The organism is Hymenobacter sp. 15J16-1T3B, from assembly GCF_020711235.1.
GTDB lineage: Bacteria > Bacteroidota > Bacteroidia > Cytophagales > Hymenobacteraceae > Solirubrum.
This window is the reverse complement of sequence record NZ_JAJFAV010000006.1, coordinates 136180-159207: the sequence shown is the minus strand read 5'-3', so window position 1 is coordinate 159207 and position 23028 is coordinate 136180. Positions and strand designations below refer to the sequence as shown.

The window sequence follows — 23028 nt, the reverse complement described above, 5'->3', positions numbered from 1 at the left end:
TATGACAAACCGTTACTCCCGCTTTCTTGTCGCGGGCAGCCTGCTGCTGGGGCTGCCCACCGCTCTTCACGCCCAAACGCCGGGCACGGTGGGCATCGGCACGGCCACGCCCGACCCGAAAGCGGCGCTGGACATCAGCAGCACCGACAAGGGCTTGCTCATCCCGCGCCTGAGCGAGGCCCAGCGCACGGCCATGACGAACGTGCCCCTGGGCCTGATGGTGTTCCAGACCGACGGGCCCGAGCCCGGCTTCTGGTACTTCTTCGCCGGCCAGTGGAACCGCCTGCCCAGCGCCCAGCAGGCCACCGTGGGCGCCGGCAACGGCCTGAGCAAGACCGGTAGCGAGGTGCAGTTAGGCGGCGCCCTAACCCGGGCCACCACCGTAGCGGCCGGCAGCCAGACGCTGGCCATCAGCAGCTCGCCCGGCACCTACAACACCGCCACCCTGGTAGCCGATGCGGGTTCCAGCGGCACGGTGGCGGGCGGGGCCACCATGGGCTCGGGTACCTGGCAAAGCTTTACGGTGCAGCAAACCGGCGCGCTCAAGGTGGTGTCGGTGATGCTGAGCACCCAGAGCACGGCTACCACCGGCTCGGCCCGCCTCGACGTGGTGGGCCCGCTGCCGGCCACCACAGTGGCGGCGCAAGTGACCACGCCCTTGTTCGGGGGCGGCCCGCTGAGCTTTACACTGGGCACTGCGCTGCCGGTGCAGGCCGGGCAGCAGTACCAGCTGCGGTTCAGCCGACTGACCAGCAACGGCTCGGTGCAGGTCAGCTACACCGACGGCGACGTGTATGCCGGGGGCGAGTCGACGGCGGGCACGGGGCGCGACCTGCTGTTCGGTACCCAGATTTACCTGCCCACGGCCGATGCCAACGTGCTGACGGTGCAGGCCGGACGCCTGGGCGTGGGCACCACTGCTCCGCAGGTGCCCCTGCACGTGGCCGGCGCCACCCGCTTCGACGCGCTGGCCGGCACCGGGGCCCGGGTGGTGACGGTGGACGCGGCCGGCAACCTCAGCGCGGGCGCCACGCCCAGCGGGCAGGGCGACAACCTGGGCAACCACACGGCCACCACCACCCTGAGCCTCAACGGCAACTGGCTCTCGAACGACGGCGGGTCCGAGGGTCTGCGCGTCGACAACGCCGGCAACGTGGGCGTGGGCACCAGCAGCGGCTCGGACCGGCTCAACGTGAACGGCGGGGTAAACCTGGACGTGAGCGGCGTCAACGACGGCACGGTCAACGGCAACGGGCTGCGCTTCGGCACCAATTCGGGCGAGGTCATTGCCTCGGCCCGCAGCGCCGGCAGCCCCAACCGCTTCGGGCTGACCTTCTTTACCAACTCCACCGCCCGCCTGGCCATTGGCAACAGCGGGCGCGTGGGCATCGGGCTGACCGACCCGCAGGAAACCCTGCACGTGCTCGGCCGGCAGCGCATCGAAGCCGACGCCAACGCCCTGCAGCTCGGCGGCACGGGCCCCGGCAAGCACACCTACCTCACGTTCTTCCCCAACGGCTTCGGCGCCAGCCGGGGCGGCTACCTGGGCTACCCCGCCGACGGCAGCACCACCCTCGGCATCGTCAACGAGCTGAACGGCCCGCTGCAGCTGGGCACCAGCGGCACCCCCCGCCTGACGGTGCTCGGCAGCGGGCTGGTGGGCATCGGCACCGCCGCCCCCGACCGGCCGCTGAGCGTGCAGGGCACCGGCACTGCCAGCGACCTGGTGTCGTGGAAAGACGCCGGGGGCACCAGCCGCTGGCACTTCAACCTGGACGGCGGGGGGCTAAACGTGGCCCAAACCGGCGTGGCCGACTACCGTCTCTATCTCAAGCCCGGCGGCAACGTGGGCATCAATACCAGCAACCCCCAGGCGGCCTTGGACGTGACCGGCAACGTGCGCGCCAGCGGCAACTTCGAGGTGGGGCTCAGCATCCAATCGATTGACGCGACGGTGGCCACCAACACACTGTCCACCCTGCAGGTGCCGTGCCCGGCGGGCACCCGCCTGCTCGGCGGCGGGGGCGGCTTCCGCAACATCACGCCCGCCGGCTACGCCGACGGCATGGTGGTGCTCTTCAGCGGGGTGGAAGACCCCGTCGGCGCGCCCAACCTCTGGACGCTGCGCGTGGCCAACACCTCCGGCGTCTCCCGTGATATTCGCGTGCATTGCCAATGTGCTAAGGTACAGTAACCTGCCCCCGACCTGCCCAGCCTTTCGGGGTAGAAGCTGCTCATTTCGTCCCAGTGCGGCACGCCGGCATTGGTAGTGCCATACGCTCCGCCAAGAGCCCCTGGCCCAAGCCCCGCCTCCCCGCAGACCGCCGCTACACCTCACTGGGCTGCACCTCGTGGGCCAGGCGGTTGACCTGCTCGGGCTTGCCGAACACGTACAGCGTGTCGTGCAGGCAGATGGTGGTATCCTGGCTGAGCGGGTCCAGCAGGTGCCCGTCGCGGCGGATGGCCAGCAGGCTCAGGCCGAAGCGCTCCTGCACGTCGGAGTGCAGGCAGCTCTTGCCGACGAAATGCGCCCCCGGGTCGGCGTCGACCGGCACGGTGGCCAGCTCCGACTCGACGAAGCGCAGGTGCAGCCGGGACCACGCCGCCTCGTCGAGGGAGCGGCGGCGGCGCATGGCGTGGCCGCCGTGGCGCAGCTCGTCGATGAGCCGGTCGATTTCGCATACCGGCACCATGAAGCGGGCCAGCACGTGGGCCAGCACCTCCATGCTCGTTTCCTGCTCTTCCGAAATGACCTCCGTGGCGCCCACCTGGTAGAGCTGTTTCCGCTCGTGCAGGTAGAGGGTGCGCACCACGATGCACACGTCGGGGTTGAGGCGGCGGATGGTGACGACGGCCCGCAGGCTGGCGGCCGGGTCGGAAATGGCCAGCATCACCACACGGGCCCGCGCCACGCCCAGGTGCTCGAGCACGTGCTGGTGCGTTACGTCGCCGTACACGATTCGCTCCCCGCGCTTCAGGCCGCGGTGCACCTTGTCGGCGTCGGCTTCCAGGATGATGTAGGGCAGCTTCATGGCCCGCGCCGCCCGCACCAGGTTGCGGCCGTTGAGCCCGTAACCCACCACCACGAGGTGGTCGGACAGCGGAGTTTCGGGCGCGGCCAGGGGCAGCAGCGGAGTGGGCGTGGGCGGGTGCAGCTGCCGCTCCAGCTTCTGCAGCAGCGGCCGGCCCATCACCCACGCCACCACCGGTTCGGCCCCCATCGACACGAGCGGGGTGCAGCACATGGTGAGCACCGAAATGGCGAGGAAGATCTGGTACTCATCGGGGGAAATCAGCCCGGCCTCGACCCCCACGCGCGACAGCACAAAGGAAAACTCCCCGACCTGGCACAGCGCCAGGGCCGCCAGCAGCACCTCGCGCACCGGGATGTACAAAAACACGGCAGCGGCGGGCGTCAGCAGCGTTTTCAGCAGCATCACGCCCAGGGTAATGAGCAGAATCTGCACCGGGTGCTCCAGCAGCACGTGCACGTCGAACAGCATGCCGATGGACACGAAGAAGAAGCTGGCGAATATCTCGCGGAACGGGAGCACGTTGCTCACCGCCTCGTAGCTGTACTCCGACTCGGAGATGATGAGCCCGGCCAAAAAGGCGCCCAGGGCCATGGAGAGGCCGGCCACTTCGGTAAGCCAGGCCACGCCCAGGCAGGTGCCGATGATGGTGAGCAAAAACAGCTCGCGGCTGCGGGTGCGCACCACCAGCAGCAGCAGCCGGGGCATGAGGTAGCGGCTGCCGAGCACCACCAGCGCCAGCACCGCCAGCATTTTGGCGAGCATGATGCCCAGGGTCAGCCAGGAGGAGCCCACGCCCTGCCCGCTAAGCAAGGGCACGAGCAGCATCATGGGCACCACCACCAGGTCCTGAAAAATCAGGATGGCCAGCACGATCTGGCCGTGCATGGATTCCACCTCCATGTGCTCCTGCATGAGCTTGAGCACGATGGCCGTGCTGCTGAGCGCCAGCAGAAAACCCCAAAACACGGCGGCGCCCGGCGGACTGCCCGCGGCCATGGCCAGCACGGCTACCACGCCCACGGTGAGGCCCACCTGCAGCGCGCCGCCCAAGAACACAGCCCGTTTGATGCGCATCAGGCTGTGCACCGAAAACTCCAAGCCGATGGTGAACATGAGCAGCATCACGCCCAGCTCGGCAATGTGGTCGACCTTGTGCGGGGCTTTCACCAGCGCCAGCGCGTAGGGCCCGGCCAGCATGCCCGTTACCAGGAAGCCGATGATGGAGGGCAACTTGATGCGGTTGAAGAGCAGCGTCACGCCCACCGACAGCAGCAGGATGATCAGTAAGTCGTAGAGGACGGAGGAAGAGGACATAGCAATGGGGACCGGGGCGCCCGGCCGCTTTCTTCCTTTTGCCGCCCGACAGCGGGCGGCGCCTTCAATGCGCGGCAACGAATGGTTGTGCTTACTTCCCAGCGCCCGCTCGGCGCTACCCCTTCACAGTTCCCCCTAAATTACGCTGTCCTGGTGGCCCAGGACACCCTTTCGGCTTGATATCCGTCGTGCCGAAGCAGATATTCGTCATGTTTTGGCCTCATTTCGGTCGTTGCAGCGGCTTCGGTGCCGTCGCGCGCTCCGGACCGATTAACGGCTGAGCCTGAGCGGCTGAACCAGGCGGGCAAGGCCCCCGGCCCGGCGGCAGCGCCAGCGGGCTGATCGGCGCGTAACCATCCATAAAACAGCGGCGGCGCGAACCAGATTGGTTCGCGCCGCCGCTGTTGCGTTTCCAGCCGGGTTAGGCCGGCTGCGGGGCCGGGTGGTTGCCCTCGCCGGCCGACTCGTCGCCGTCGCGGTGGGGGCCGCCGTGCTCCTCGTCGGGCTGGTAGTTGGCTTCCAGTTCGGCCAGCTTGGCTTTGCCGTAGGCCAGGCGGGTGATGATGACGTAGAGTACCGGCACGATGAAGATGGCCAGCAAGGTGGCCGAGAGCATGCCGCCGAGCACCGTCCAGCCAATGGTTTGGCGGCTTTGGGCGCCGGCGCCCGAGGCAAATACCAGCGGCAACACGCCCAGGATAAAGGCCAGCGAGGTCATCACGATGGGGCGCAGACGCAGGCGCACGGCTTCCAGGGTAGCTTCGACCAGCGGCATGCCCTTGTCCACGCGCTCCTTGGCGAATTCGATGATCAGAATGGCGTTTTTGGCCGACAACCCGATAAGCGTAATCAGACCGATCTGCGCGTACACGTTGTTGGTCAGCTTGGGCAGGAAGTACAGCGCCAGAATGGCGCCGAAGGCGCCCAGCGGCACGGCCAGCAGCACCGAGAAGGGCACCGACCAGCTTTCGTAGAGCGCGGCCAGGAACAGGAACACGAAAATCAGCGAGAGGGCGAAGATGTACACCGTCTGCCCGCCGGCCAGCAACTCCTCGCGCGAGAGGCCCGAGAATTCGTAGCCATAGCCCTGGGGCAGATTCTGGGCCGCCGTTTCCTGCAGGGCCTTGATGGCGTCGCCGGAGGAGTAGCCCGGGGCCGCGTTGCCGTTGATTTCGGCCGAGCGGAACAGGTTGTAGTGCGAAATCAGCGGGGCCGACTCGGTGCGCTTGTAGCTGGTGAGCGTGCTCAGCGGCACCATGGCGCCCTGGTTGCTGCGCACGAAATACTGGCCCAGGTTCGAGATGTCGCCGCGGTAGGCCGAGTCGGCCTGGGTGACGACGCGGAAGTTGCGGCCGTAGAGGGTGAAGTCGTTCACGTAGGCCGAGCCCAGGTAGGTGCGCAGGGCCGTACCGATGTCGGAAATCGAGACGCCAAGCTTCTTGGCTTTTTCGCGGTCGATGGTGAGCTGGTAGCCCGGGGTGTTGGCGGTGAAGAACGAGAACGGACCGGCCAGTTCCTTGCGCTGGCGCAGGGCACCCAGAAACTTCTGCAGCGTCGCGTCGAAGTTGCGGATGTCGCCGCCGGCCTCGCGCTCCTGCAGCACGAAGGAGAAGCCGCCGGTGTTGCCCAGGCCCGGAATGGCCGGGGGCGAAATCACCACGATGTTGGCTTCCTTGAAGCGGCTCAGGCGCTTCTGCACCGTCTCGATCAGGCCCTGCAGCTGTACTTCCTTTTCCTTGCGGTCCTCCCAGGGCTGCAGCTGGCAGAACACCGTGCCGCTGTTCGACTTGGAGGAGAAGTTCACCGCGTTCAGGCCCCCGAGGCCGGCGTAGTGCGCAATGCCCTTCACCTGGCTCAGCTCCTTCATAATGCCGTGCAGCGTGCTCACGGTGCGCTCCGTGGAAGCGGCTTCGGGCAGGTTGAAGGTCACGATTAGGCGGCCTTCGTCCTCGGTCGGAATAAAGCCCGAGGGCTTGCTCTTGAACAGCAAGGCCGTGCCCGCCACCACGCAGATGAGGATGACGACCACCAGGCGCGAGTGTTTGATGCCGCGCTGCACGCCCCGGCCATACTTGCCCGTCACGCGGTCAAACCAAGTGTTGAAGCGGTAGAAGAACTTGTCGAGGCCGGTGGAGTTTTCGTCGCGCTTGTGGGGCTTGAGCAGCAGCACGCACAAGGCGGGCGTGAGCGAAAGCGCCACAAAGGCCGAAATCAGCACCGAAATGGCAATGGTAATGGCGAACTGCTGGTAGAGGCGCCCGGTGATGCCCGGGATAAAGCCCACCGGCACGAACACGGCCGCCAGAATCAGGGCAATGGCAATAACCGGGGCCGAAATTTCGCGCATGGCCGCCAGCGTGGCGTCCAGCGGCGAGAGGCCCCGATCGTTCATGTTGTGCTCCACGGCTTCCACCACCACGATGGCGTCGTCGACCACGATGCCGATGGCCAGTACGAAGCCGAACATGGTGAGCGTGTTGATGGTGAAGCCCAGCGGAATGAAGAACAGGAAGGTGCCCACGATGGACACCGGAATGGCCAGCACCGGAATGAGCGTGGAGCGCCAGCTCTGCAGAAACAGGAACACCACAATCACGACCAGCACCAGGGCTTCGATGAGCGTGTGCAGCACCTCGTTGATGGATACCTTCACCACCGAGGCGGCCTCGAAGGGCACCACGTAATCCAGGTCGGCGGGGAAGCTCTTTTTAAGCTGCACCATCGTCTTGTTCACGTTTTCGAAGGTTTCCAGCGCGTTGGCGCCGGGGGCCTGGTACACCAGCAGGTAGGCGGCGCGCTTGCCGTCCACGAAGGAGTTCGAGGAGTAGTTGAACTTGCCCAGCTCCAGCCGGGCCACGTCCTTGAGGTAGACCACCGAGCCGTCCTCGGGCCGGGTTTTCACCACGATGTCGCCGAATTCCTCGGTGGAGGTCAGGCGGCCCTTCACAAACACGATGTACTCGAAGGTCTGCCCGGTCTGGGCCGGCGGCGCGCCGATGGAGCCGGCGGCAATCTGCGCGTTCTGCTCCTGAATGGCGGCCGTCACTTCCTGGGCCGTCACGCCGAGCTGCGAGAGTTTGTCGGGGTTGAGCCACACGCGCATCGAAAAGTCGTCGGCGCGCGAGACAATGTCGCCCACGCCCTTGGTGCGTAGCAAGGCGTCCTTGATGAAGACGTTGGCGTAGTTGTCGAGGAAGGTGGTGTTGTGAGTGCCTTTGGGCGCGTACATGGCCACCAGCATCAGGATGCTGGGGTTACGCTTGCGCACCGTCAGGCCCAGGCGCTGTACCTCCTGCGGCAGCGTGGGCAGGGCAATGCCCACGCGGTTTTGCACGTCGAGGGCGGCGATGTTGATGTTGGTGCCCACCTCGAAGTTCACCGTCATGCTCATCTGCCCGTTGCTGGTGCTGTTGCTCTGCAGGTAGGTCATGCCGGGCGTGCCGTTGACCTGCACCTCCACGGGCGTGGCCACGGTTTGCTCCACGGTTTGGGCGTCGGCCCCGATGTAGTTGCCCGATACCGACACGGTGGGCGGCGTAATCTCGGGGTACTGCCCCACGGGCAGGTTCAGGATGGCCAGCACCCCCACCAGCACTATCACCAGCGAGATGACAATGGCCGTGACGGGGCGCCGAATAAAGGTTTCTGCAATCATAGGGACCTCACCCCCCGGCCCCCTCTTTGGCGCAGAGGGGGAGCCTGACGAGTGGCTGGGGAGGCTATGTGTGCGTCAGCGGAATGGCGTGAGTTGGGTTTGAAGAAAGCCGCGTTGGCTATGGGTGGGTTGCCCAGTCATTGAACAGCCTACCAGCGCGTCATTCCGAGCTTGTCGAGGAATCTCGCGTGTTTGGTCAGGTAGTAAATTCCTCGTTGAACGATGAGTTACTATCCCACATCAGCACGCGAGATGTCTCGGCGGCGCTCGACAGGACGTTCATATCCGCCTTAGCGGGTGGCGTTGCTGCTGTTGCGGGCAGCCGGGGTGCCCGTGCTGGCTCCGCCGTTGGCCGCCGAGCCGGCACCTTGGCCCGCAGCGCCGTTGGGCTGGCCCGGGGCGCCGCCAGCGGCGGCCTGTTCCGGCGAGCCGGCCTGAATCAGGCCGCCGTCGCGCAGGCGGTTCAGGCCCTCGGTTACCACCTGGTCGCCTTCCTTGATGCCGCCCAGAATCACAATTTGGTCGCGCAGGCGCGGGCCCAGCTGCACCTTGCGCTGCTCGGCCTTGCTGCTGTCGCCGGCCACGAAGACGAAGTTTTCGCCCATCTGCTCGGTCACGGCCTTGAAGGGAATCACGATGCGGCGGCCCGAGGTGCGGTTAAGCACGCGCAGCACGGCGCTCATGCCATCCTTGAGCTTGCGGTCCGGGTTCGAGAACTGCACGCGCACCGTGGCGGTGCCCGTCTGCTGGTCGATGCCGCGGTCGATGGCCAGGATCTTACCCGGCTGGTTGTAGCGCGTGCCGTCGGGCAGCTCCAGGCGGAAGGTGGAGTCGGCGCGGCCGCCGGTTTTGCCCTGCATGTCGGCGAAGCGGGCCAGGTCGGCCTCGGGCACCACGAAGTCCACGCCCATGGGGTCCTCGCCGCTGATGGTGTTGAGCAAGGTGCTGCCGGGGCTGACCTGGGAACCCAGGCGTACCTGCGAAATGCCGATGCGGCCGGTAAACGGCGCCGTAATCAGCGAGTAGCTCAGGTCGGTGCGGGCGGCGGCCACGCTGGCTTCGGCCACGGCCACTTGGCTCTGAGCCGTGGCGTAGGCCGTGCGGGCATTGTCCACGATCTGCAGAGCAATGGCGTCCTGCTGGGCCAGCCGCTCGTAGCGGTTCAGGTTCACCTTGGCGTTTTGGGCCGTGGCCTGGGTGCTGCGCAGCCCAGCCAGCGCCTGCTGGTAGGCCGCCTGGTACTTGCGCCGGTCGATTTCGTAGAGCGTCTTGCCCTTGGGCACCACCTCGCCCTCCTTGAAGTAGATGCCGGTGATAAAGCCCGCCACCTGACTGCGCAGCTCCACGTTGTTGAGGGCTACCACGGTGGCCGGGTACTGGTCGTAGTACACGGCGTCGGTGGTTTGGGCCGATACCAAGGTCACCGGCGTGGCGGGCGGCGGGCCGGCCGCGGCGGCTTTTTCGTCCTTGTTGCCGCAGCCGGTGAAGGCCAGCAGGCCCGCGGCGTAGGCGAGGATGAGCAGGGATTTATTCATGTTGGAAGTAGAAGCGCGAAGAAGAATAAGAACGACAGCACTCAGTAGAAAGGCCGTCATGCTGAGCGAAGCCGAAGCATCTCTACCGCTTCGCTGCTCGACTTAGGGCGTCCGGCTGAGTATGTTGCTATCAGGCGAAGCGGTAGAGATGCTTCTCGAGGTTCAGCATGACGTTCTGTTTAGGTCGTTCTAGCGGCCGTTGCCATCAGTACTGAGTCGGCAGGGTGCCCTGGGCGCGCAGCAGGTCCACCTTGCTGCTCAGCACCTGAAACAAGGCGCTGTAGTAGTTCAGCTGGGCCGTGCGCAGCGTGGTCTGGGCCACGATGACGTCGAGGTAAGTCTTGATGCCTTCGCGGTACTGCAGCTGCACCACGTTGTACACCTCCTTCGACAGCGCGAGGTTGCGCTGGCCGGTGAGGTAGTCGGCGTAGTTGCCCTTGTAGGAAGCCAAGGCCTGCTCGTACTCGGTATTGATGCGGTTACGCGTGGCCAGGATGTCCTGGTCGATGCGCTGGTCGGTGAGCCGCTCGCGGCGCAGGTTCTGCAGGCGGCGCGTGCCGGTGAAGATGGGCAGCGAAAACTGCAACCCGGCGTAGGAGTTGGGCAGGCGCTGGCTATAAAGCGTGCTCAGCTCGTTGCTCAGAAAGGCGGTGTTGTAGTTGCCGAAGGCGCCCACCGAGGGCAGCCAGCCGTACTGGTAATAGCGGATCTGGGCGTTCTGAAGGGCTTTTTGCGTCTGCAGCTGCTGGAACTCAATGCGGTTGGCGGGGTCCAGGGCCACGGCCGTGTCCACCACCGCGTCCTGCATCAGCCGGGTGGTGTCGTACTGCAGCTGCAGCGGCTGCGGGGCGCTCAGGCCCATTAGCTCCTTGAGGTAGGCCGACTTAGCTTTGATGCTTTCCTGGGCCTGCTTGCGGGCCACGATGGAGTTGTTGAGCAGAATTTCGGCCTGCTTGTAGTCGATTTTATCGACGATGCCGGCGTCGTAGCGCGCCTTGGCGTCCTGCAGGCTGCGCTGCAGCCGCACGATGTCCTCGTTGAGCACGTCGAGCTGGCGCTGGGAGAGCAGCACGTCGTAGAAGGCCTTGCTCACGTCCGACACCACGTCGATGCGCACGCCCACCGAATTTTGCTGGTAGAACTGCCGCGAGGGGCCGGCGCTGCGCCGGGCCAGGCTCAGGTCGTTGTTGTAGATGCTCTGGGTGGCGGCCAGCCCGATGGTAGACTGGTTGCGCAGCCCGATTTGCCGCGGCGTGTTGATGCCGTCGATGGGAATGACGGTGTAGGGCAGCTGGAAGTAGTGCTGGCCGGTGCCGTTCAGGGCAATTTGGGGCAGCCAGCCGGCCAGCCCGATGCGGATGCTGGACTCGTTGGTTTCCTCGTCGAGGCGGGCCTGGCGCACCGCGGGCTGGTTCTGCAGGGCAAACTGCAGGCACTGCTCCAGGGTCAGGGTGCCGCTGGGCGCAGCGGGTTGGGTTTGGGCGCGGGCCGCGGGCTGGCTAAACGCCAGCAACAGACCGCTCAGGATACCGGCGGTGCGGGCCGCCCGGGAGAAATAGCGCATGTAGCTCGGGCGCAGAAAGGCGCAAAATTCTGTGTTGGAGAGGCGCAGAAGTACCGGTGGCAGGCGGCGGAGGGGGCCCGGCTGGCCCCGCCCCAACGCTGCGCCCCATTCCCCGGCCGGCGGCCGGGCAAAGCAGGAATCAGCAGGTACTCAGTGGGTGGGTGGTAGGCACTGTTAAACCAAGCCGGCCGCAAAAGGTTATGCGCGGCCGTCGGGTTGTGGTTGGGGCGCCGCCGCGGCGGGTTAGGCGGGGCGGGCGAGCAAACCGGGCGGCAGTTCCGGCGCCGGATGCGTGCGGCAACGCAAAGATCCGTCAGCCGTGCCCGCATCGGTAAAGTGAATCAAACCAATGAGTACAACAATCAAACAGCTTTCGGCTCTTCCCGGCGGGTGGCAAACTCATGCGAAACGGGTCTTGACGCGCGGCTATTCCACCAGGGCTTGCAGCTGCCGGGCGTTGTGAATGGCCGAGGCGTCGATGTCGTTGTTGAAGTACACAAACGCTTCCCGGGCCCCCGGGGCTGCATCGGCCGCCGATTTTAGCCGGCGCAGAAAGGCCTCGTCGTAGGGCGACTGGTAGAGGTTGGGCACGCCGTGCAGGCGGTAGTACAGCGTCGGGGTGGTGGCAATGAGCGCGTCGGGCAGGGCCGGGTGGCTCTGCCCGCAAAACGTGACGCCCCGCTCGCGCAAGGCCGCGTACACCGGCTCCTGCCACCAGCTCGGGTGGCGAAATTCAAGCACGTTGGTGAAACCGGGGTGAAGCGCGTCGAGGATGCGGGCGAGGCGCTCGGGGGTATAGGCGGCCCGGGGCGGCAGCTGAAAGAGCACCGGCCCGAGCTTTTCCCGCAGGCCCTGCTGCACCGTGTCGTAGAAGTCGGTGAGCAGGGGGCCCACCTCGTTGAACTGCTTGTAGTGCGTTATCAGCCGCGGGGCCTTCACGGCAAAGCGGTACTCGGGCGGGCTGGCGGCGTGCCAGGTCTGCAGGAAGCTCAGCTGCGGGAAGCGGTAGAAGGTCACGTTTAGCTCCAGCGTGGCAAAGTGCTGGCTGTAGAACTCAAACCAGCGGCGCACGGGCAGCTTGTCGGGATAGAAACGCCCGCGCCAGTGGCGGTAGTGGTAGCCGGAGCAACCGATGTGGTAAGTGGGCATGGCGGACAACGAAGCACGAAACTGCCTTGTACGCGGCCCGCGCCGCCGGGGCTCCGGCCGAGCTGGCGCCCCGGCGCCAGCAACTCTTTGCCGAGGCCGGCAGTAAGCAAGCCGGTACCCACACCCCATCACCCACAACCAATTACCCCTTTATGGCTACTTCCCAAACCGTGCTCATCACCGGCGCCTCGTCCGGCATTGGCTTCGAGCTGGCCCGCTGCTTCGCCCGCGACGGGCACCGCCTCATCCTCTCGGCCCGCGACGCGGCCGGCCTGCAAGCGGCCGAGCAGAAAATCCGCGGCGAGTTTCCGCAGGTGCAGAGCAGCAGCATTGCCGCCGACCTGAGCACCCACGAGGGCCCGCAGCAGCTCTACGACGCCGTCAAGGCGCAGGGCGGGCAGGTGGATATTCTCGTGAACGACGCGGGTTTCGGCGAAGCCGGGCTCTTTACCGAAACCGATTTGCAGAAGGAAATCGGCATTGTGCACGTCAACGTGGTGTCGTTGATGCACCTGACCAAGCTGTACTTGCGCGAAATGGTGGCCCGCAACGCCGGCAAAATCCTGCAGCTGGGCTCGGTGGTGTCGTTCTTGCCCAACCCGCGCCAAGCCGTGTACGCCGCCACCAAGGCTTTCGTGCTCAGCTTTTCCGAGGCCCTGCAGCAGGAGCTGAAGGAGCAGAAATCCGACGTCACCATCACCGTGCTCTGCCCGCCCGCTACCGAAACCAACTTTTTCCAGGTGGCCGGGGCCGAAGACACCAAAGTCGGCCAGAGCAAGAAAGCCACGCCCGAGGAAGTGGCCGAAGCCGGCTACAAGGGCCTGCTGGCCGGCGAGGCCCGCGTGCTGCCCACCTTCGGGGCCAAGATGAACTTCGCCAGCAGCGTGTTCTTCCCCGACTCCATGCTGGCCACAATGATGAACATGCAGATGCAACCGGAGGAGAAAAAGTAACGGCCGGGGCGCGCCGTTTGCGCGGCCTGCAGCCCGGCGCCTAAGCGCGGCTGCCCAGCCTAGACGCCGCGCGGGCCGACTGTTGAACATATTGCCATGCTGGGCGGGTCGAAGCATGTTCACCGAACAACGAGTCGGTGGAGCTGCTTCGCCCCGCCCAGCATGGCGTTTTTCCACGCCGTTCGACAGCACAGCAACGTTGCTTGCGCGGGCGTTATGAAGAACAGCCCGCCCCCCTAACGCGCGACCCTACCCGCCACCCCCTTTATCCACCACTTATCCACAACCCGCTACCGGCGCAGCAAGTACATTGCCGCTGGCAGCCGCTTGGCGGCCAGATTCTTCCATTTGCACCTTCCTTCCGATGAAACGCATCGTCACCCTGACCCTGAACCCGACCGTGGACAAGAGCACCGCCGTCGACAAGATCGTGCCCGACCAGAAGCTGCGCTGCGAAACGCCCAAGTACGAGCCCGGCGGCGGCGGCATCAACGTGTCGCGGGCCCTTAAGCGCCTAGGGTCCGACTCGACGGCGCTGTTTCCGGCGGGTGGGGCCACCGGGCAGCGGCTGCAGGAATTGCTGCGCGAGGAAGGCTTAGAGCCGCACGCCGTGCCCGCCGCCGGCTGGACGCGCGAAAACTTCATTGTAGTCGATTCTTCGGCCGGGCAGCAGTACCGCTTCGGCATGCCCGGCACCCCGCTCACGGCCGCCGAACAGCAGCAGGTGCTGGCGGCGCTGCGGGCCTTGCCCACCCCCGATTTTCTGGTGGTGAGCGGCAGCCTGCCGCCCGGCGTCGAGCCCGAGTTTCTGGTCGACATCGTACGCTGGGCCCACAGCATCGGCGCCAAGGTGGTGGCCGATACGTCGGGGCCGGCCCTGCAACGCGTCATCGAGGCGGGCGTGTACCTGATCAAGCCCAACGTGGGCGAGCTGAGCAAGCTAGCCGGCGTCGAAGAGCTGGACAGCGCCGGCCTGGCCGACGCCGCGCAGGGCCTCATCGGCGAGGGCCGCTGCGAAATTGTGGTGACTTCGCTCGGGCCGCAGGGCGCCTGCGTCGTCACCCGCGACCTAGTCGACCACATTCCGGCCCCGGCCGTGAAAAAGCGCAGCACCGTGGGCGCCGGCGACAGTATGGTAGCGGGCTTGGTGCACGCCCTGGCCCAGGGCCAAGGTGTGCGCGAGGCGGCCCGCCTGGGGGTGGCCTGCGGCACCGCCGCCACCATGAACCCCGGCACCGAGCTGTTCAAGAAAGCCGACGTCGACAAGCTCTACCAGTGGCTGCTCGACACTATGCCCCAAGACCGCGCCGCGGCGTAGGTGCCCAGTGGATGAGTGGATAAGATAGAACGTCATCCTGAGCCTAAGCGAAGGACCTTCCTCTATCCCTGCACCAACCGATAAACGCAGCCACCACCGCCCTGGTGTATAGGCCGCGGTGGCTGCGCTTTTGGCGTCACTGCCACTACTGAAAAGCGTCAGCACGTCGCCGGCAGCGGCGGCACGGGGTGCAGCGAGCAAGGTCCTTTGGCTACGCCTCAGGATGACGGGCTGGTTTCTTCGTTTCTCCGTTCATTCACCTACTCATCCCTTCATCAGCCCGACCATTTCTCGCGCATTCAGGGCCCCTACCCCACCGATGCCGTTGTTGAAAAACACGTAGGCTTCGCGCACGTTCGGGGCCGTTTGGATGTCAGTGGCCAGGCGCTGCAGAAACGCGGGTGAGTAGCTCGACTTGTAGAGCTCGGGCACGCCGTGCAGGCGGTAGTAGAGCAGCGGGGCGTTGGCCACGACTTCGTCGGGCAGGGGCTGCGGGTGACTCTGCCCGCAGAAGCTGATGCCGCGCCGGCCCAGCTCCCGAAACAATTCGCCGTCCCACCAGCTCGGGTGGCGAAACTCCAGCACGTTCTGAAACGCCGGGTCGAGCTGCTCCAGGATGCGCCCGAGCAGCTCGGGTGAGTAAGCGGCTTTGGGCGGCAGCTGAAAGAGCACCGGCCCGAGCTTGTCGCGCAGGCCCTCTTGCACGGTGCCGTAGAAATCGGCCAGAATGGGCGCGGCTTCGGGGCCGAACTTCTTGTAGTGCGTCACCTGCCGCGGAGCCTTCACGGCGAAGCGAAAGTGCGCCGGGCTTTGCTGGTACCAGCCTTCGAAAGTACTGAGCTCGGGCATGCGGTAGAAGGTCACGTTCAGCTCCAGCGCGTCGAACTGCGTGCAGTAGTAGCCGAACCACTTGCGCGGCGGCAGTTCGGCGGGGTAGAACACGCCTTTCCAGTCGCGGAAGCTGAAGCCGGAACAGCCGATGAGGTAGCGGGCGGGCATGGGGCAGCGGGCCCGGGCCGGGACGTAGGCGGCCAGGGGCCTGGGGCATACGTACGGGCGGCGTTTCGCGACGACACCCGGCGGCCGGCCGGCATCGTTCCCGATATCGATTGCACAGATAAATACCGCCCGACGCGGCGGTAGCCATAGGGCTATTGCCATATTCGCCGGCAACTCCGCCCCGCTAGTCTAAGCCTCTCACTGCCATCGGCTTTGGGCGGCTCCCCGCCGGGCGTGCCTCCCTCGCTCCTCCCTTCCCAGTCGTTCCCGCCATGAAGAAACCTTTACTCGCCGCCCTGGCCGTGCTCGGGCTGACCACCGCCCAGGCCCAGACGCCCGTTTTCGGCCTCTACGGCAATGCCGCGCTGACCACCGGAACCACCGGCGGGGCGGGCGGAGCCAGCGTTACCGTCAGCACCGGCACGGCGCTGATGGCCGCCATCCGCGCCAACACCACCAACGCCCCGCTCACCATCTACGTCAACGGCGTCATCACCCCGGCCAACACGCCCTCGACCTACGACAAAATCGAAATCAAGGACCGCAACAACATTTCCATCATCGGGGTGGGCACCAGCGGGGAATTCGACGGCATCGGGCTGTACGTGCGCCGCGCCTCGAACATCATCATCCAGAACATCAAGGTGCACCACGTGCTGCTCGGGCCCAAGGACTGCATCGGCATCGAGGGGCCGGCCAACCACATCTGGGTGGACCACTGCGAGCTGTACAACCAGTACCAAGGCGTGGGCGTGGACGACTACGACGGCCTGCTCGACGCCAAGGACGACTGCGAGTACATTACCTACAGCTGGAACTACCTGCACGACGCGTGGAAGGCCAGCCTCTGCGGTTTCACCGAAACCGACACGTACGACCGGAAAATCACCTACCACCACAACCGCTTCGAGAACATCAACTCCCGTCTGCCGCTGTTTCGCGGGGGCACGGGGCACGTGTTCAACAACTACTACAAGAACATTGCCTCCACGGCCATCAACTCGCGGGTGGGGGCCTGCCTGAAAATCGAGAACAACTACTTCGACAACGTCAAAAACCCCTACGTGTCGGCGTACAGCGCGGTGGTGGGCTACGGCGACATCGTGGGCAACCAGCTCACCAACGGCACCGCGTTTCAGTACTCCAGCGACACGTTTCCGCTCGGCGCCTGCACGGCCACGGTGCCCTACCCCTACGCCGCCGTGCTAAACACGGCCGCCGACGTGCCGGCCGTGGTGCTGGCCGGTGCGGGCATCGGCAAGCTGAACACCGTGACGGCTACCAAAGCGGCCAGCTCCCTGCAGCTGAACGCCTTCCCCAACCCCAGCCACGGCCGCACTACCTTCGAGCTGACCCTGGACCGGCCGCAGGCGGTCAGCATTACGCTTTACAGCGCCACCGGGCAGCGCGTGGCCGAAGTGCTGCCCGCCGGCCAGGTGCTCGGCGCCGGCGCCCACCGCCTCGACTACGCGCTGGGCGCGCTGCCGGCCGGGGCCTACTACTACGCCGTGCGCACGACCACCGGTACCACTACCCGCCAGTTGCTGGTGCAGTAGCGCACGGCGCGCATGACACCCGAACGGGCCCCGGGGCCGGCCACGCGTGCCGGCCCCGGGGCCCGTTGGCTAACAGCCCGGCGGCTGCCGCTTTTCCGTGCGCTAATGCGACGGAATGACGCCCAGCAGGCGCAGCACCCACCCAAACAGGTAGAAGCCGACCAGCAAGACGACGTAGAACCACCACGGCACGCCGCCGCGCAGCACGCCGAAGCCCCGGTATTTTTTGGGTTGCGTTTCCATGACTATTGTCTTCGGGTGAAATGCTCTTCTTAAATATACTAATTTTTAAAGATATATTTCTACTCATCAATAAGACGCCTCATCTAGCTGCGCGGGCCACAACCCTGCCTGCGTCTGCGCAGTAAGCGAAGGTCAAACGCGCCTATTTCCCCCTGTTGCCATGCTCCCCAGCCACACGTTCACTGCCACCACCGAGGATGCCCTGTGGCAGCAAGTCGCCGCCGACATTCGCCGGGACCCGGACTTGTTTGAGTATTCGGCCGAGCTGGTGCAGGACCACCTTCCCGTGCGCCTCGACATCGACATCGACCTAGGCGGCGGTTTCGAAAGCGGGTTTGCCAGCACGAGCTTCACGGCGCCGGTTCCGGCCTCGGTACCGTTGCGTTTTGCCCTGCACGAGCAGGACTGGCTGCACGAAGTGGGCAAGCTCCTGGGCCTGACCGACGTGGAGTTGAACGACCCGGAGCTGGACGCGGCCTTCATCATCACTACCAACGACGCCGAGGCCCTGCGCATCCTGCTGCTCGATACTGCCGACGTGCGCGCTACTCTGCTGCGCTACCAAGAGTGCCGCCTCACCCTGGGCCCCGCCTCGCACGCGCCCGACGCGCCCCTGCAATTGGTGTTTACCAAGGAAGACGCCCTGGTCGAGCCGGAGCAGTTGCGCGAGGTCTACCACATGCTGTACGCCTTGCTCCGGCGGCTGACGGGCCCGGCGGCGTAGTCCGGCGGCCAGCGGCCCTAACGCAGGGCGTATAAGTTCGTCGTGCAATTTGTGACGCAAACGGGCGTCGTTGGCGCGAACCGTTACTCACCGCGCGTCATGCCGACCAAGCTCCTGTTCGTTATTTGCTTGCTGTGCGCCACCGGCAGCCGGCTTCGGGCCCAGTCGACGGTGGAGCTGCTGGCCCGGCATTACCAGGCGAGATTGGAGCATCTGCAGGTACCGGCTTTTCAGTTCGACTACCAGAACAACCTGCGCCGCGTGGCGGAGCCGGCGCAGTTGCGCCGGCAGCAAGCGTTTTTTCGGGATGTGCAGCACCGGTTGGCCCAACTCCCCACCACCGGCCTGGGCCTTGCCGAAGCTATAACAGCCGACCACCTGCGCTACGAAGTCAGCCAGCACCTGCGCCGCGTGGAGCTGGAACTGGCGTTCCGCCAAACGGCCGCTCCGGTGCCTGCCACCGGCCTAAACGCCCTGCCCACGCCCCACGCCTGGTACGCCCTCTACGCTCATCAGTACACCAGCACCCCGCTCACGGCCGACGAGCTGTACGCCTTCGGGCAGCAGCAGGTACGCCGGGTGCAGGGCGAAATCCGCCGCCTGCGCCGCCAGCTGGGCTACGGCCAGGATAGCGCCGGCTTCTACCGCTACCTCGCCTCCGAAACCTTCGAGCTCCGCGACACGGCCCAGATCCAGCGCCGCTACCGCGCCATCGAGCGGCGGGTACGCCAGCACCTCGGCGCCGTCTTCGCCGATACGGCCGTGCCCGCCTTGCGCATTCAGCCCTGGGAGGGCGCCACCGCGGCCATGCCACCGGGCATCTACCGCCAGGGCCGCTACGACTTCAACTTCGCCACCGGCCGCCACAACACCCGCGCCATGGAGTGGATTTTCGAGCACGAGGGCATTCCGGGCCACCATTACCAGTCGTCGTTGCAGCACCGCAGCCCGGCCTACTCCCCCTTGAGCGCCGCTACCTTTTACTCCGGCAACGCCGAGGGTTGGGGCTGCTACGTGGAGTACCTCGGCGCTCAGCTTGGCCTCTACCAAGCGCCCGAAGCCGAGCTGGGCAAGTGGGAATGGGACCTGGTGCGCTCCGCCCGCGTGGTGCTCGACGTGGGCATTCACGACCGGGGCTGGACGCACGCGCAGGCCCTGGCTTACTGGCAGGCCAGCGTGCCCGGGCAGCAGGACATTGCCGAGCGCGAAATCAACCGCGTGACCACCTGGCCCGCCCAGTGCCTGAGCTACAAAGTGGGCGCGCAGCGCATCGAGGCCATGAAAGCCCGCCTCAGCCAGCAGCCCGGCTTCAGCCTCCCGCGCTTCCACGCCGCCTACCTGGCCCTGTCTGGCCTACCCCTGGAGGTAGTAGAACGCCACATCGAGGCCGTGTACCGCAGCCTGCCCGCCCGCGGCTAGGGCAGGGCGGCCGGGAAGAAGCCAACCGCCAGCAGAGAGAAGCCGCCCCGGTTGTCCCGTGCGGCGCCGCAGCTTTGTCGCGCGCTTAAAGGCCGTGTAAACCAAGGCGCTGGTGGGAGCCGGGGCGTGGAAATTCCTTGCTTCGCTTACATTCACCGTCGCGCATATTCCCTTACATTGTTGCTGGCTCGCAGCCCGGCAACGGGGCGTGCGGCCGCTTCCCCGCCCCTAGCTCCCGCCCCCATGCCGACGCGCCCCCAGTACCTGCCGCTGCGCACCGCCGCCCTCATTGCCGGCCTGGCCCTGCTCGGCTCGGTTGTCGCCGCGCCCTTTGCGGAGATGTACGTCTTTCCGAAGCTGATCATTCCCTACAAAGCCGCCGAAACCGCCCGCAACATCCTCGCGCACCAAGGCTTGTTCACGGCCGGGCTGCTGGCTTATTTCCTCACCTTTCTCCTCGACATCGTCATTGCCTGGGCCCTGTACCACTTGCTGCGGTCCGTGCACCCGCCGCTGGCCCAATTCACGGCCTGGCTGAAGCTTGCGTACTCCCTGCTGGCGTTGGTTGCACTCAACCAGCTCGTCACCGCGCTGCGCCTGCTCACCACCCCCGACTACCTTGCCCTTTTCCCGCAGGCGCAAGTGCAGGCCCTGGCCATGGTGCACCTGCGCGCCTTCAAGAATCACTGGTACTTCGGCCTCATCGTCTTCGCCCTGCACTTGGTGTTGCTCGGCTACCTCGTGTTCCGCTCCGGCTACATTCCCCGCGTCTTCGGCGTGCTGCTGGTCATCACCGGCCTCGGGTACTTGCTCACGGCGGTGCGCCCCTACCTCTTCCCCGAGCTCAACGTGGACTTCGCCATGTACACCTTTTACGGCGAACCGCTTTTCATGCTCTGGCTGCTGATCCGGGGTAATAAGTTCCGTGAAGAGGTGCAGCCCGCCCCGGCCGATTTCACCCCTCACCACGCCTAAAGCCCGCGCATTACGGCGTCGCGTTTGCAGCGGCGCTGAAGTTCATTCTGGCTGGTCGTCATGCCTGGGCAAGGCCGGTGAAACCGCCGTGGCCTTAGCATAGACATTATACTATATTGAAAGCCCTCCGGCTCTTCACCTGCATTCCTTCTGCCATGCCCAACGCCCGCCGCCTGTCCGGTTTGCCCATCCTGCTCTTGCTCGTCCTTGGTGCCTGCCAGCAAGCCCCCAAAACCGAGCAGCCCGTGGCAACAACTCGGCCGGACGGCCACACCCCACCGGCCTGCCCGCTCGACCCGTTCGGCTGCTTCTTTATGCCCATGGCGGGCTGCGCGGGCATTTTCGAAGTGGAAGCGGGCACGGTGGCGGCCGAGCGCGCCACCCGCCCCGCCGTGCAGGCCTACGCCGCCCAGATGGTCACGGAACACAGCGCCATCAACGGCGAGTACCGGGCCCTGATGCGCCGCAAGGGCTTGGTGCCGCCCAATACCACCCTGCGCGTTTACCGCCAGAAAATCGACAGCCTGCGCCGGCTGCCCGCCGACCAGTTCGACGCTTACTACGCCCAGATGATGGTGGTCGACCACCGCAACGCCGTCCGGCTGTTCGGCCAAGCCGCCGACAGCGCCCGCGACGCTGACTACAAGGAGTGGCTCGGCCGTATGCAAACCATCGTGGCCCGCCACGCCGACCACGCCGCGACGCTGCTGCAGGGCCTGCCCCACGCCCACCACGGCGCGGGCAGCCGTTAAGCCCTCCCGCTGGGGACAGATTACGGGTAGCCATACTCTGCTCAGACCTAGCCGCCTCGCTCACCTCGCATCGGGGCAGCGACTTAAAGCAGCCAGCGGCCGGCCGCACCTCACTACCGCACCTGCCGACGGAGCAGCGCTACGTTTTGCCACACCTGTTAGCCGGCCGCTAAAGCGTAGCGCCACCCCGCCGCGCGGCTCCGGGGTAGCGTACCCGGAGTCCGCGCCGCAGGGTGGCGCCGCGGTAGACGAGCCCCAGCCCGCCTACGTTGCCGAAACCAGCGTCAGGCGCCGGCCCGGCGGGCAGTCACTATTCTACCCGCAGGCGGGCCGTCTCGACGCGGCTGCCGCTCTGCACCTGCACCAAGTACAGGCCCGGCGCCAGGCCAGCCAGCGCCAGCACTTGCTCCTGCTGGCCGGCACCTTGGCGCACCGGCGTCTGCTGGCGCACCAGCTGGCCCAGCAGGTTCTGCACCGATACCGTCACGGCTCCGGCCGCGGGCAGGTCGTAGGCCACGCGCACGGCACCGCTGGCGGGGTTGGGCGTCAGCATGGGGCGCAGCAGGTTGCCGGCAGCTTTGGCAGCCATGGGCGTCGACGCGGTGAACTGGTAGGCCCCGGTTACGTCGTTGAAGAGCACCGTGTAGCGACCCGCCGTCTGAATCGGAATGTTGGGCCCGTTGGCCACGCCCGTGCCGGTCGGGAACGTCGCGGCGCCCCAGTTTACCCCCCAGTCGTTGTTGGCGCGGAACTTCACCTCGTCCGGCGTCAGCTGCAGGGTGATGGTCCAGGTGTGCGGGTCGGTGGCCGACACCAGCATCATAGGCGTGGAGGTGTTCCAGCCAGCTGCGGTGGCCGAGCCGATGATGCCAACCGTTTGGTAAGTGGTTTGGGCATAGCCCAGGGTGGCCGTCAGCAGCAGGGCCAGCAGTAGGGTAACCTTATGCGTAAAGTTTTGCACAGGATTGGGTGGGAGAATGAGGTGAAAAAAATGGGCTCAAAGATACATCTGCCCACTTACGGACGAATACCGACATAAAAAAACTTCGCAAAAATCTACCCGCTGGCTGCGGCCTGAGAAGCCGGACAGCCCCAGACCCTCGGCTTATCGGCCCAGCTTGTGCTTCCGCCAGCAGCGAAGCTTACCAGCAGGTTGTCGACTATGAAGCGGCCATACTACCGCCGGCGGATGGCAAAGGGAGCGGGCATCGGGGCGTAGCGCACCGCCCACCCGGTGCCACCTACCCCGCAACCTCATCGACCAGCGCCGCCCCGTCGCCAGCAGAAGCCACCGGCTCCGCGAGCGACAAGACGGCGCTGATGAACCAGCCGGCCCGTTGGGGCCGGCTCCCCGGGGGCAAACCGCCCCCCGCGGCCATTAGTCCAGGGGCTTCTCCGTGGCTATGGCAATGCGGTTCCAGACGTTAATCGTGGCAATGGCCATGATGGCCTGCGCCAAATACTGCTCGTCGAAGAGGGCCGCGGCCTGCGCGTAGGTGGCGTCCGATACGCGCTGGCCGATGAGCGTGACTTCCTCCGTCAGCGCCAGCAGGGCGCGCTCCTCGGGCGTGAACAGGTCTCCGGCCTCGCGCCAGGCCGACAGCACGTACAGGCGCTGCTCGGTTTCGCCGGCCTGCCGGGCTTCGCGGGAGTGCATGTTGAGGCAGTAGGCGCAGCCGTTGAGCTGGGAGGCGCGCAGCTTGATGAGCTCCTTGTGCGTGCGGGTGAGGCGCGACTTGCTCAGGTATTTTTCCAGGGCGAAAACGGCCTGGTAGGACTCCGGTTCGGTTTTCTGCATGTCGAGGCGCATACCAGAAGGGGTTAGGGTGATTGATAG

17 protein-coding genes are annotated in these 23028 nt (G+C 65.9%); 8 read left to right on the top strand and 9 right to left on the bottom strand.

What is annotated here, in order from left to right; all coding sequences use genetic code 11:
• The first annotated feature begins 1 nt into the window (after nt 1).
• On the top strand, nt 2-2194 hold the full coding sequence (locus LJ737_RS12200; protein ID WP_227766038.1) for a phage tail-like protein: 2193 nt from the start codon (nt 2-4) through the stop codon (nt 2192-2194).
• 133 nt (nt 2195-2327) lie between these two features.
• Here the strand turns inward: LJ737_RS12200 and LJ737_RS12195 are convergent, their stop codons facing one another.
• From LJ737_RS12195 to LJ737_RS12175, 5 genes are all read right to left on the bottom strand, one after another.
• Entirely contained in the window at nt 2328-4349 is a 2022-nt protein-coding gene (locus tag LJ737_RS12195; RefSeq protein WP_227766036.1) for a monovalent cation:proton antiporter family protein, read from the bottom strand.
• A gap of 421 nt (nt 4350-4770) precedes the next feature.
• Nucleotides 4771-8004: an efflux RND transporter permease subunit gene (locus LJ737_RS12190; RefSeq protein WP_227766034.1), complete on the bottom strand. Its 3234-nt coding sequence runs from the start codon at nt 8002-8004 to the stop codon at nt 4771-4773.
• Nucleotides 8005-8294: 290 nt separating this feature from the next.
• On the bottom strand, nt 8295-9539 hold the full coding sequence (locus tag LJ737_RS12185) for an efflux RND transporter periplasmic adaptor subunit (RefSeq protein ID WP_227766031.1): 1245 nt from the start codon (nt 9537-9539) through the stop codon (nt 8295-8297).
• Nucleotides 9540-9744: 205 nt separating this feature from the next.
• Nucleotides 9745-11103 (bottom strand): TolC family protein, encoded by a 1359-nt coding sequence (locus LJ737_RS12180; protein ID WP_227766029.1) that lies wholly within the window; start codon nt 11101-11103, stop codon nt 9745-9747.
• A 426-nt stretch (nt 11104-11529) separates the two neighbouring features.
• Entirely contained in the window at nt 11530-12252 is a 723-nt protein-coding gene (locus LJ737_RS12175) for a DUF72 domain-containing protein (RefSeq protein ID WP_227766028.1), read from the bottom strand.
• A gap of 152 nt (nt 12253-12404) precedes the next feature.
• Here LJ737_RS12175 and LJ737_RS12170 point away from each other — a divergent pair, with 152 nt between their 5' ends.
• Both LJ737_RS12170 and LJ737_RS12165 read left to right on the top strand, forming a co-directional pair.
• Nucleotides 12405-13205 (top strand): SDR family NAD(P)-dependent oxidoreductase, encoded by an 801-nt coding sequence (locus tag LJ737_RS12170; protein ID WP_227766026.1) that lies wholly within the window; start codon nt 12405-12407, stop codon nt 13203-13205.
• A gap of 364 nt (nt 13206-13569) precedes the next feature.
• Nucleotides 13570-14523 (top strand): 1-phosphofructokinase family hexose kinase, encoded by a 954-nt coding sequence (locus LJ737_RS12165; RefSeq protein ID WP_227766024.1) that lies wholly within the window; start codon nt 13570-13572, stop codon nt 14521-14523.
• Between the two features lie 264 nt (nt 14524-14787).
• Here LJ737_RS12165 and LJ737_RS12160 read toward each other — a convergent pair whose 3' ends face one another.
• A complete protein-coding gene (locus LJ737_RS12160) occupies nt 14788-15522 on the bottom strand; it encodes a DUF72 domain-containing protein (protein WP_227766022.1) in 735 nt (244 codons plus the stop codon).
• Between the two features lie 272 nt (nt 15523-15794).
• Here LJ737_RS12160 and LJ737_RS12155 point away from each other — a divergent pair, with 272 nt between their 5' ends.
• Nucleotides 15795-17078, top strand: a complete 1284-nt coding sequence (locus tag LJ737_RS12155) for a pectate lyase family protein (protein WP_227766020.1) — start codon at nt 15795-15797, stop codon at nt 17076-17078.
• A gap of 102 nt (nt 17079-17180) precedes the next feature.
• On the opposite strand, the gene LJ737_RS12150 is transcribed toward LJ737_RS12155, so the two are convergent.
• Complete coding sequence (locus tag LJ737_RS12150; RefSeq protein ID WP_227766019.1) at nt 17181-17321, bottom strand: hypothetical protein; 141 nt, start codon at nt 17319-17321, stop codon at nt 17181-17183.
• Between the two features lie 160 nt (nt 17322-17481).
• On the opposite strand from LJ737_RS12150, the gene LJ737_RS12145 reads away from it, so the two are divergent.
• From LJ737_RS12145 to LJ737_RS12130, 4 genes are all read left to right on the top strand, one after another.
• On the top strand, nt 17482-18045 hold the full coding sequence (locus LJ737_RS12145; protein WP_227766017.1) for a hypothetical protein: 564 nt from the start codon (nt 17482-17484) through the stop codon (nt 18043-18045).
• A 99-nt stretch (nt 18046-18144) separates the two neighbouring features.
• Nucleotides 18145-19464, top strand: a complete 1320-nt coding sequence (locus tag LJ737_RS12140; RefSeq protein ID WP_227766016.1) for a DUF885 domain-containing protein — start codon at nt 18145-18147, stop codon at nt 19462-19464.
• 243 nt (nt 19465-19707) lie between these two features.
• Entirely contained in the window at nt 19708-20439 is a 732-nt protein-coding gene (locus tag LJ737_RS12135; protein ID WP_227766014.1) for a DUF4386 domain-containing protein, read from the top strand.
• A gap of 155 nt (nt 20440-20594) precedes the next feature.
• The gene (locus tag LJ737_RS12130) at nt 20595-21191 is read left to right on the top strand and encodes a DUF4142 domain-containing protein (protein ID WP_227766012.1); all 597 of its coding nucleotides are present in this window, start codon (nt 20595-20597) and stop codon (nt 21189-21191) included.
• A gap of 310 nt (nt 21192-21501) precedes the next feature.
• On the opposite strand, the gene LJ737_RS12125 is transcribed toward LJ737_RS12130, so the two are convergent.
• Together LJ737_RS12125 and LJ737_RS12120 are read right to left on the bottom strand one after the other, a co-directional pair.
• The gene (locus LJ737_RS12125; protein ID WP_227766010.1) at nt 21502-22152 is read right to left on the bottom strand and encodes a T9SS type A sorting domain-containing protein; all 651 of its coding nucleotides are present in this window, start codon (nt 22150-22152) and stop codon (nt 21502-21504) included.
• A 417-nt stretch (nt 22153-22569) separates the two neighbouring features.
• Entirely contained in the window at nt 22570-23001 is a 432-nt protein-coding gene (locus LJ737_RS12120; RefSeq protein WP_227766007.1) for a carboxymuconolactone decarboxylase family protein, read from the bottom strand.
• Between the last annotated feature and the right edge of the window lie 27 nt (nt 23002-23028).

What these genes read in the sequence shown, in the direction of transcription:
- LJ737_RS12200 (WP_227766038.1), top strand. Translation starts at nt 2, where the DNA reads ATGACAAACCGTTACTCCCGCTTTCTTGTCGCGGGCAGCCTGCTGCTG.
- LJ737_RS12195 (WP_227766036.1), bottom strand. Translation starts at nt 4,349, where the DNA reads ATGTCCTCTTCCTCCGTCCTCTACGACTTACTGATCATCCTGCTGCTG.
- LJ737_RS12190 (WP_227766034.1), bottom strand. Translation starts at nt 8,004, where the DNA reads ATGATTGCAGAAACCTTTATTCGGCGCCCCGTCACGGCCATTGTCATC.
- LJ737_RS12185 (WP_227766031.1), bottom strand. Translation starts at nt 9,539, where the DNA reads ATGAATAAATCCCTGCTCATCCTCGCCTACGCCGCGGGCCTGCTGGCC.
- LJ737_RS12180 (WP_227766029.1), bottom strand. Translation starts at nt 11,103, where the DNA reads ATGCGCTATTTCTCCCGGGCGGCCCGCACCGCCGGTATCCTGAGCGGT.
- LJ737_RS12175 (WP_227766028.1), bottom strand. Translation starts at nt 12,252, where the DNA reads ATGCCCACTTACCACATCGGTTGCTCCGGCTACCACTACCGCCACTGG.
- LJ737_RS12170 (WP_227766026.1), top strand. Translation starts at nt 12,405, where the DNA reads ATGGCTACTTCCCAAACCGTGCTCATCACCGGCGCCTCGTCCGGCATT.
- LJ737_RS12165 (WP_227766024.1), top strand. Translation starts at nt 13,570, where the DNA reads ATGAAACGCATCGTCACCCTGACCCTGAACCCGACCGTGGACAAGAGC.
- LJ737_RS12160 (WP_227766022.1), bottom strand. Translation starts at nt 15,522, where the DNA reads ATGCCCGCCCGCTACCTCATCGGCTGTTCCGGCTTCAGCTTCCGCGAC.
- LJ737_RS12155 (WP_227766020.1), top strand. Translation starts at nt 15,795, where the DNA reads ATGAAGAAACCTTTACTCGCCGCCCTGGCCGTGCTCGGGCTGACCACC.
- LJ737_RS12150 (WP_227766019.1), bottom strand. Translation starts at nt 17,321, where the DNA reads ATGGAAACGCAACCCAAAAAATACCGGGGCTTCGGCGTGCTGCGCGGC.
- LJ737_RS12145 (WP_227766017.1), top strand. Translation starts at nt 17,482, where the DNA reads ATGCTCCCCAGCCACACGTTCACTGCCACCACCGAGGATGCCCTGTGG.
- LJ737_RS12140 (WP_227766016.1), top strand. Translation starts at nt 18,145, where the DNA reads ATGCCGACCAAGCTCCTGTTCGTTATTTGCTTGCTGTGCGCCACCGGC.
- LJ737_RS12135 (WP_227766014.1), top strand. Translation starts at nt 19,708, where the DNA reads ATGCCGACGCGCCCCCAGTACCTGCCGCTGCGCACCGCCGCCCTCATT.
- LJ737_RS12130 (WP_227766012.1), top strand. Translation starts at nt 20,595, where the DNA reads ATGCCCAACGCCCGCCGCCTGTCCGGTTTGCCCATCCTGCTCTTGCTC.
- LJ737_RS12120 (WP_227766007.1), bottom strand. Translation starts at nt 23,001, where the DNA reads ATGCGCCTCGACATGCAGAAAACCGAACCGGAGTCCTACCAGGCCGTT.